The sequence below is a fragment of the uncultured Porphyromonas sp. genome, from assembly GCF_947254915.1.
Taxonomy (GTDB): Bacteria; Bacteroidota; Bacteroidia; order Bacteroidales; family Porphyromonadaceae; genus Porphyromonas.
In genome coordinates this window covers 1-8,359 of sequence record NZ_CAMYEZ010000097.1, presented here as the reverse complement: position 1 = coordinate 8,359, position 8,359 = coordinate 1, and the positions used below count along the sequence as shown (strand labels likewise).

General features: G+C 54.2%; 6 protein-coding genes. All 6 read right to left on the bottom strand.

Features of this window, described 5'->3' with window-relative positions:
* A partial coding sequence (locus Q0X57_RS06430; RefSeq protein ID WP_297729220.1) for a Gfo/Idh/MocA family oxidoreductase occupies positions 1-271 on the bottom strand: 271 nt, incomplete at its 3' end.
* Between the two features lie 17 nt (positions 272-288).
* Complete coding sequence (locus Q0X57_RS06425; RefSeq protein ID WP_297729217.1) at positions 289-1,455, bottom strand: DegT/DnrJ/EryC1/StrS family aminotransferase; 1,167 nt, start codon at positions 1,453-1,455, stop codon at positions 289-291.
* A 12-nt stretch (positions 1,456-1,467) separates the two neighbouring features.
* On the bottom strand, positions 1,468-3,519 hold the full coding sequence (gene metG, locus Q0X57_RS06420; RefSeq protein ID WP_297729214.1) for a methionine--tRNA ligase: 2,052 nt from the start codon (positions 3,517-3,519) through the stop codon (positions 1,468-1,470).
* Between the two features lie 77 nt (positions 3,520-3,596).
* Complete coding sequence (gene dacB / locus Q0X57_RS06415) at positions 3,597-5,099, bottom strand: D-alanyl-D-alanine carboxypeptidase/D-alanyl-D-alanine-endopeptidase (protein WP_297729211.1); 1,503 nt, start codon at positions 5,097-5,099, stop codon at positions 3,597-3,599.
* Positions 5,100-5,230: 131 nt separating this feature from the next.
* Entirely contained in the window at positions 5,231-6,262 is a 1,032-nt protein-coding gene (locus tag Q0X57_RS06410; RefSeq protein WP_297729207.1) for a peptidoglycan DD-metalloendopeptidase family protein, read from the bottom strand.
* Between the two features lie 335 nt (positions 6,263-6,597).
* Positions 6,598-7,794 carry a C1 family peptidase gene (locus tag Q0X57_RS06405; RefSeq protein WP_297729205.1) on the bottom strand — a complete coding sequence of 399 codons (1,197 nt, stop codon included), beginning with the start codon at positions 7,792-7,794 and terminating at the stop codon, positions 6,598-6,600.
* Positions 7,795-8,359: the final 565 nt, after the last annotated feature.

Here is an 8,359-nt window from a genome sequence, read left to right as displayed (position 1 = left end):
GAACGCAGATCGACGCGACATCAAAGGTCTCTCCTCCACGCTCCAGCAGCTCCTCCACGCTTTGGTAAAAGGGAATCTCAGCAAACTGTGCAGCGCCACACTCCGCAGCGGGTAGCACGTCGACCATCCCGACCAACTGCGTCTGCGGATGCTTTGAGATATGCTCCATGTGCCGACGGCCAATGTGTCCGCACCCCACGACGATCCAGCGGAGCGGGCTGTGGAGTGGCTTAAGAGCGAAGGTTGTTAGGTCGCTGTGGTTCGCTGTCATAGTGGGGGTAAAGGCTTTTATAGTAGAAATTGTCTGATCCGCTCGCAGATCTCTCTAACCTGCAAGTAGAAGGTCGTTGGGGCTATCGGTAGCGAGAGCATCGTCTTCTGGAGCTCCTCCGCTATGGGGCAGGAAGCCTCAGAGGAGCCGGCGTTGTAGGCCGCTATCTGGTGAAGCATCTGCGGGTAGTAGACCCGTGCGTCGATGCCCGCTGTACGCAATTCGTTGAGTAGTCCGTCCCGCTTGTCAGAGGGTACGCAGATTGTGTAGAGGTAGAGCGCTTCGGGTCGGTCCCCACTACGCCACGGACGTCTCACCATCGGAAGGTCCGCCAGCAACTCGTCGTAGCGGTCGGCTAGCAAGCTACGTCGTCGATTCGCCTCGTTCAGGTGACCTAGCTTAACCCGTAGTACAGCTGCTTGGAGCGCATCGAGACGGCTGTTGTAGCCACACCGCTCGTACTGGTAACGTGTGCGCTGTCCGTGGTTGGCCAGTTGGCGCAAACGCTCCGCCAGTTGCTGGTCATGCGGTACGAAAGCAGCGCCCCCGTCGCCCATACAGCCTAGCGGCTTCGTCGGAAAGAAGCTCGTCGTGCCGATCGTAGCTCGTGTGCCTAGCGGTACAGGAGTAATTATGCATCCCGAAACTTCCTCGACTACGCCACCCATCCCCTGTGCATTGTCCTCAATCCACGGGATCTGATGTCGCTTGCAGAAGTGCGCCAGCTCGACTGCGGGGCAGGGCATACCGTACATATTGACCGCTATGAGTGCCACCGTCCGAGGGGTGAGAAGTGACTCCAGATAGTCTGGCGAACCATTCATCTGAAAGGAGACACGCCCATCGCTACTCAGCGAGGGCATCACGTCAGCCCAGACAGGTCGGAGCCCTAAATGACAGACCGCCTCGGCAGCCGCCACATAGTTGTGCGTAGCAATGATTACCTCGCCACCACGGGGTAGCTCTAGCGCAGCCAGAGCCAGCAGAAGTGCATCGCTCCCGTTGCCACAGCTGATGACACTCCACGGAGCCAGCCCCAGGTAGGCCGCCAGCTCCGCCTCAAACGCACGCACCTCCTCACCGCCGATGTATCCACCCGAGGCGACAACCCTCCCGATGCTACTATCGAGCTCAGCTTGGTAGGGGCGATGTTCTTGGGGAAGGTTGACTAGAGGGATGCGCATGTCGCTATGAGGCTAGACCAGTTTGCTACCAGGCGCTATCGTGTCAGGCAGCGTGACCACCTGTAGCTGTCCCGTCTTGTAGTCCTCGACCGAGATGATCATACCTTGCGACCCGACGCCACGTATCTTGCGCACGGGAAGGTTAGCAACGAAGGCGACGGTCTTGCCTACCAGCTCCTCCGGCTTGTAGTACTGAGCGATGCCCGAGACGATCGTTCGTCCGCCCATGCCATCATCGATGGAGAAGCGCAGGAGCTTGTCCGCCTTGGGAACCTTCTCGCAAGCTAGAATACGACCTGCACGCATATCGCTCTTGGTAAATGTGTCAAATGGCACATCCTCCAGCAGAGCCTCGGGGTGACGGTTCTGCTCCTCGTTAAGCTTCTTGATCGCAGCGAGCTTGTCCAGTTGTGTCTGAATCACCTCGTCCTCAATCTTCTCAAAGAGCAGTTCGGGCGTACCCAGCTGATGCCCCTCGGGAAGTAGATCTGTAGCGCCAAAGCGGGAGAAAGCAAAGCCTCTCTCCTCAATTTGTAGCATACTGAGGAGTCGACGTGTGGAGAAAGGTGTGAAGGGCGCAAAAGCAATCGACAGATTGCCCACCAGTTGCAAAGCTAAGTGCAGGATCGTAGCGACACGGTCGGGGTCGCTCTTGATCACCTTCCAGGGTTCCGTGTCGGCGAGGTACTTATTGCCGATGCGAGCCAGCTGCATAGCGGTCTTGAGCGCCTCTCTAAAGTGGAAGTGCTCCAGCTGATCGTCCAGTTCTGCGGGTATGGTTGCCACCTCGCGGAGCATCTCTTCGTCGATCTCTGTGAGATGACCCAGCGGAGGCACCTTGCCGTCGAAGTATTTGTGTGTCAGCACCAATGCACGGTTCACGAAGTTGCCGTAGATAGCGACCAACTCATTGTTATTACGCGCTTGGTAGTCACGCCATGTGAAGTCATTGTCCTTGGTCTCAGGCGCATTGGCTGTCAAGACATAACGTAGCACGTCCTCCTTGCCAGGCATCTCGTCAAGGTACTCGTGGAGCCAGATAGCCCAGTTGCGACTGGTCGAGATCTTGTCACCCTCGAGGTTGAGGAATTCGTTCGCCGGTACATTGTCTGGTAGGTTAAACGAGCCCTCCGCCTTTAGCATGGCGGGGAAGATGATGCAGTGGAAGACGATATTGTCCTTGCCGATGAAGTGGATCATGCGGGTCTCAGGGTCACACCACCAGGTGCGCCAGCTGTCAGGAAGTAGCTCCTTCGTATTGGATATGTAGCCGATAGGCGCATCAAACCATACGTAGAGTACTTTGCCCTCAGCCCCTTGGAGCGGTACGGGGATACCCCAGTCTAGGTCCCGCGTCACGGCACGTGGCTGTAGTCCTAGGTCCAGCCAGCTCTTGCACTGACCGTAGACATTGGGTTTCCACTCCTTGTGCCCCTCGAGGATCCACTTGCGGAGGAAGCTCTCGTAGTCGCCCAGTGGGAGGTACCAGTGCTTCGTCTCTCGTAGCTCAGGCTTAGCCCCTGATATAGCGCTATGAGGATTGATCAGATCGGTCGCCGAGAGGGAGGTGCCACACGCCTCGCATTGGTCACCATAGGCGCGCTCGTTGTGGCAATGCGGACAGGTACCCGTGATGTAGCGGTCTGCGAGAAACTGCTTAGCCTCAGGGTCGTAGTACTGCTCCGAGGTCTGCTCAATCAGCTTGCCCGACTCGTAGAGCTTGGTAAAGAATGCGCTCGCCGTCTTCTCGTGCGTCTCGGATGTGGTGCGCGAATAGATGTCAAAGTCGATACCTAGGCGAGCGAACGACTCCTTGATCAATGTATGGTAGCGGTCTACGATCTCTTGGGGAGAGACGCCCTCGGCTTTTGCCTTGATAGCGATAGGTACGCCGTGCTCATCGCTACCGCCGATGAAGAGGACCTCGTCGCCCTTCATACGCTTGTAGCGAACGTATATGTCGGCAGGAACGTAGACTCCTGCTAGGTGTCCGATATGTACAGGCCCATTGGCATAAGGGAGGGCCGTGGTGACTAAAGTGCGTTTGAATTGTTGCGTACTCATAAAGTTCTTATGATGAATGACGGCTTAGTGCCGATGTCTACCACAAAGGTAGCAAAAATGAGACTGTTACGAAGGTTTCAAGGCTTAGAAGTGCTTGGCGCTGGGAGAGGGGGAAAGAGCGTCTCTAGCACTCGCCTCATGGTGCTACGGGTGGTGGGGCGATGGCGCATGTTGTTGGCGAGGAGGGAGACGCAGTAGGTGTGGCCCTTGTAGCTGACGTAGCCGGCATAGTTTTGCACGCCTCGTATGGAGCCACTCTTGAAGTAGGCGGTGAGGCTTGATGCTGGTAGTAAGTGGCGCACGGTGCCTTGGCATCCTACTTGTGGTAAGGAGAGGATAAAGGGATCTGAGATAGGCAATGGTAGCTGGTAGACCTGTCTCAGAGCGGCCGTTAGGGCATGGGGCGACAGCTTGCTACGAGGCGATAGCCCAGAGCCATCGTAGAGTTCTAGCTGATCGGCAGGGAGGGCGCAGGTCTCTCGCCAGTAGTTCATCTCTTGTCTTAGGGCTTGGCTCGTTGAGAAGCACCCGCCTTGCTGCACCGTGGCAAAGTGGTTGCCTATGCTGCGGAGGAGAGCCTCTGCGTAGAGGTTGACGCTGTGAAAGTTGCAGGTGCGTATCAGTTCGCTCATATGAGGACTTAGATAGATGTCCAGTAGGGTAGTGAGTACTGGAGCAGACCGATCATAGTAAGCGACGCTTTGGCACTCGGAGAGCTCTACGCCACGCTGCTTGAGATGCTCTGCTAGTTGCAGTGCCAGTGCCATAGCGGGATTGCTCAGATCGCAGGCGATGACCTGACGCTTAGAGCTACCTCGAGCTAAGCGACCCGAGAGGCGTCGTGTGGTGCGGGACTCTCTATCTGCAGATATGGCTAGCTGATTGCCACGCTTGACCAACTGGATGTCTATCTGCCACGCATGTCCTGGTGTGGCGGGGTGGAGGTAGGAGGGCTCGGTGGCTCCTCTTGTCACATCCTGAGCGGAGATGCCGACCTGCATAATGTTGTCGCATAGGTTGACCCCATAGACTGCTGGTGCGTAGCGTCTGCCCCAGTCCTCACGAGGCCACGCCTCTAGATAGCCCTCGTCGCAGTATGCCGAGGCATCAACGACGATGCGACCACGTATCTGACGGATGCCCGCCTTTTGCAGTGCTAGGTAGACTTGGTCGTAAAAGATCCCCTTGCGACGTGGGTAGTGCTTTGACTCAAGTGACGGATCGCCATGCCCTACGATGATGAGGTCGCCATCGAGCACCCCTTCGCTTGTGATGGTACCTCGGTAACCGATCTCAGTGGGAAACTGATAGTCAGCGCCTAGGACTATCAGTGCTGTGGCAGAGGAGAAGATCTTTGTCACCGAGGCTGGTGTAAAGCGCTCCGTGGCATGGTAGCTCAAGAGCGGCTGTCGCTGGTCAATGCGCCATACGGAGACTCCATAACGAGCCTCTCCTCGCTGCTCCGCCTGCTGGAGTAGCTCTAGAGTTTGGAAGACGTTGAGTGTGTCCTCTTGCGCCGATCCCTGCAGGGGAAGTAGCAGTAAGAGTATAGCATAGAGAGTAGTGGATCGTAGTTGCATCACTATGGGGGCAAATGTAACGAGAGCAAAGTGTACCCGAGGACACACCCTGCTCTCTTAATTCTACTTGAGTTATCTATCTTTCGCTCAAAGGGGATTGGAGCTCCCGCTGTGAGGAAGACGTGTGCGTGCTAGTACTTTAGCGACTGTCCTGGACGCAGTACAGCGCGTGAGGACATATTATTTGCCTTGCAGAGTCGGCTTACGGGTGTGCCAGTCTTCTTGGCAATGCTTGAGAGGGTATCGCCTTTCTTGACTCGGTATATCCGTGGGGCACGCGAGGCAGAGACGCGGTTCTTCTTCGCTTTCGCCTTGTACTGGGTATCTGATGAAGCCTTACTCTCCTCGTAAGCATAGGTCTTGTAGCCTCTAGGAGCGACGAAAGTGTAGTAGTCACTCTGAGGAGCGCCTACGCCGAAGTCAATGATGTGTGCGGGATTGATGTCAATGCCTAGGAAGCGGGTCTCGAAGTGTAGGTGCGGACCTGTACTACGACCTGTGCTACCGCCCTTGCCGATGACCTCCCCAGCTCTGACGATCTGTCCCTCCTGCGCTATGCAACGGCTCATATGTCCGTAGACAGTCTCTAGACCGTTGGGGTGACGTATGACGATGTAGTTGCCGTAGCCACCACGCTCGTAGCCTCGGATGCGTACCTTACCATCAAAGGCGGCTCGTACGTCATCGCCTGTGCGGAGTGCTAGGTCGATGCCCTTGTGCTCACGACGATAGCGAGCACGGTAGCCATAGTTGGAGGTGACACGCATAGTACCCTCTAGAGGCATAACGAATCCCGAGCAGTCAATATCATATGTAGCGGGGATACGTGGGCTACTTTTCCCAGCAAAGGGGTTTACCCAGTCAGTCCACGAGTCTTCGCCATATAAATCTATTGCAGGGTATTCGAGAGCCTCTCTCTCGAGTGCGCGCTCCATCTCAGCATTGGATATGCGCGTCTCGGCATCTCTTGCCGTCATAATGTTGTAGCCATCGGCTAGCAGATTTCTGACTCCGAGAGAGTCACGTGCAGTCACGACTCTCGTCGGGGAGACCCTCCTAAGGGGTGGTGATGAGGTCTTGTGGGGTGTCTGGGCTGCTAGCTGAGTGCATGCCACAAAGATAAGCCCCACGAAGGCGACAAAGCTCTTACTTTTACTTATCATAAAGTCTTGATTGATAAATGATGTGCGTCTGTCAATAATGAGTGGATTAAAGAAACTGATACCATAGCAGATAGCTCCTCTCGTACCTGTCACTTACGGTAGAAAACAATACCTACTTTCTCGCCAAAGGTCGGAATAAATTTTGAAACAGCCAAATTTCGGCCCGACGAATTTATGCCGTTTGCCCCCTAAGACTGGCTCTAATACAACGATTGCAAGCGGAGATTATTGTTATGATAAGAGCCTTGTCACGTAAGTCTAGATTAAAGAAAGAGCCCCCACGTCAGCCTCTCAAGACTGGTGTGGGGACTCTCTAGTTGTCTAGCGGGAAGTGATTACTTCAGACCGAGCTTCTTAGCAATAGCTGCGGGGATAGCATCACGATGTACGACGATATTCATCGTGCGACCAGCTACGTAGTTCTTAGATACGTACCAGATGCCATTGTACTTGCCACTCTCACCCCAAGAGTTCTTGATCATATAGAAGGGGCGACCGAGCTGGTTCTTAGCCTTGCCAATTATGACCATACCGTGGTCGTCGGTGAGGGTAAAGTTGTCAAAGCCCTCCTGGCGGAACTCCTGTGTTGGCTCGATCTCAGGGCAGTCAGCACGATTGATCATACGACGGATCTCGGCAGCTTTGTCGCTGTAGCTCAGACCTACCCAGCGAGCCTGGTCAGAGCCCTTCGTCTCGATAGCCTCTACGTCAGCTAGGACGCCGATACCGTCACGTGTGAAGCCTACCTCGCTTACGTCAGCGCCCCAAGCGATGGGGTAGCCCTTTTCAATTGCATTGTCAATGACCTGCATAAGCTCGTTGATGGGTAGATTCCACGAGCTAGACCAGCGCCAGTTGTCTTCAATCTCAATGGGGAAAGCTGTGTAGAAGGGGTGGTGCGTGTAGCTCGTCAGTGAAACATAGTCGCTAGCCTTGATGCCTAGGCTCTCAGCAAAGCTCTTGGGCGTGTAGCGCTTGCCCTGGTAGGTAAACTCCTTAGGCAGCTCGCCTAGGTAGGTGTCTACGACCTTGTCGTAAGCGCTCTTCCAGGCTGTGGAGAGACGACCGTTATGGTTCGCTACGACAGCGTCAAGTATGCCTTTGAGGACAGCCTCTAGCTCACTGTGAGCATTTTTGGTCGTACCGTAGTTGAGCCCGCGCATAAGCTCTTCGGGTACAGCTCCGTAATTGCCAAACACGTAGAGTACATCGTAGAACGAGCCACCCTGAGCAATGTTGCCCTTGCCGTGTAGACGGACATACTTCTCAGCCTTGTCACGGTAAGTATGGTTGACGACAAACATATCAGAGAGGTCTACCTCGGGACCACCCTTGCGAAGTATTTCAGACTCAAGGAAGCCTGTCGTAGAGTAAGACCAGCAGGTACCACTGTTTGCCTGATCCTTGATAGAGGTAATGGGGAGCTGCTTGATGATGGTAAACTCGTTGCTCTCGCCTTCTGTCTGGGGCTTCTGTGCGACCATGACGAGACTCGAGAGGAGTGTGAGGAGGAGTAGAGAGAATTGTCTCATAGCTTATTCCTGTTTTATAGTTAGAAAATGAATTGTCAGTGAAGCGGTCGTCAAGACCGTTACAAAGATACGAATAAAAAACTGGAGACAAAAGGATCTTCAGCCGTCCGTCTACGAGTTGCAAAATCAAGGATTCCCGAAATCTCTGACGCTTTGAATGTGGCCCGATGCATTACAATCCTCTCTTCTAGAGACTACCTATGACGACCTCTAGTGGATATATGGGCTACAACCTTGATGGGTAGCGCTATAGACTCACCTTTCTAGCTACTTCTACATCTCTGCTGATTGCAATCTCTCCCGAGGAAATCCGAAAGCTCCACGGAGCAATCAAAAATTCTCCACGGAGCTGGGAAATAAAACTTCGGAAGAATGAAATGAAACTTCGGAAGAAAGATTTCGAAGTCCCGAAGAATTTTTTTGTTCTTCACTGGAAATTTGAAGATCTCCACCGAGGAATCTTCCGATTTCCTTGATCGTGTGCCGTGGATGAACTCATCCTGCGTAATGTGAGACTGTTGCAAAAGTCAACAGTCTCACAATCTTGCTTGCAAGATTGTCTAGA

What these genes read in the sequence shown, in the direction of transcription:
- Q0X57_RS06425 (WP_297729217.1), bottom strand. Translation starts at nt 1,455, where the DNA reads ATGCGCATCCCTCTAGTCAACCTTCCCCAAGAACATCGCCCCTACCAA.
- metG (WP_297729214.1), bottom strand. Translation starts at nt 3,519, where the DNA reads ATGAGTACGCAACAATTCAAACGCACTTTAGTCACCACGGCCCTCCCT.
- dacB (WP_297729211.1), bottom strand. Translation starts at nt 5,099, where the DNA reads ATGCAACTACGATCCACTACTCTCTATGCTATACTCTTACTGCTACTT.
- Q0X57_RS06410 (WP_297729207.1), bottom strand. Translation starts at nt 6,262, where the DNA reads ATGATAAGTAAAAGTAAGAGCTTTGTCGCCTTCGTGGGGCTTATCTTT.
- Q0X57_RS06405 (WP_297729205.1), bottom strand. Translation starts at nt 7,794, where the DNA reads ATGAGACAATTCTCTCTACTCCTCCTCACACTCCTCTCGAGTCTCGTC.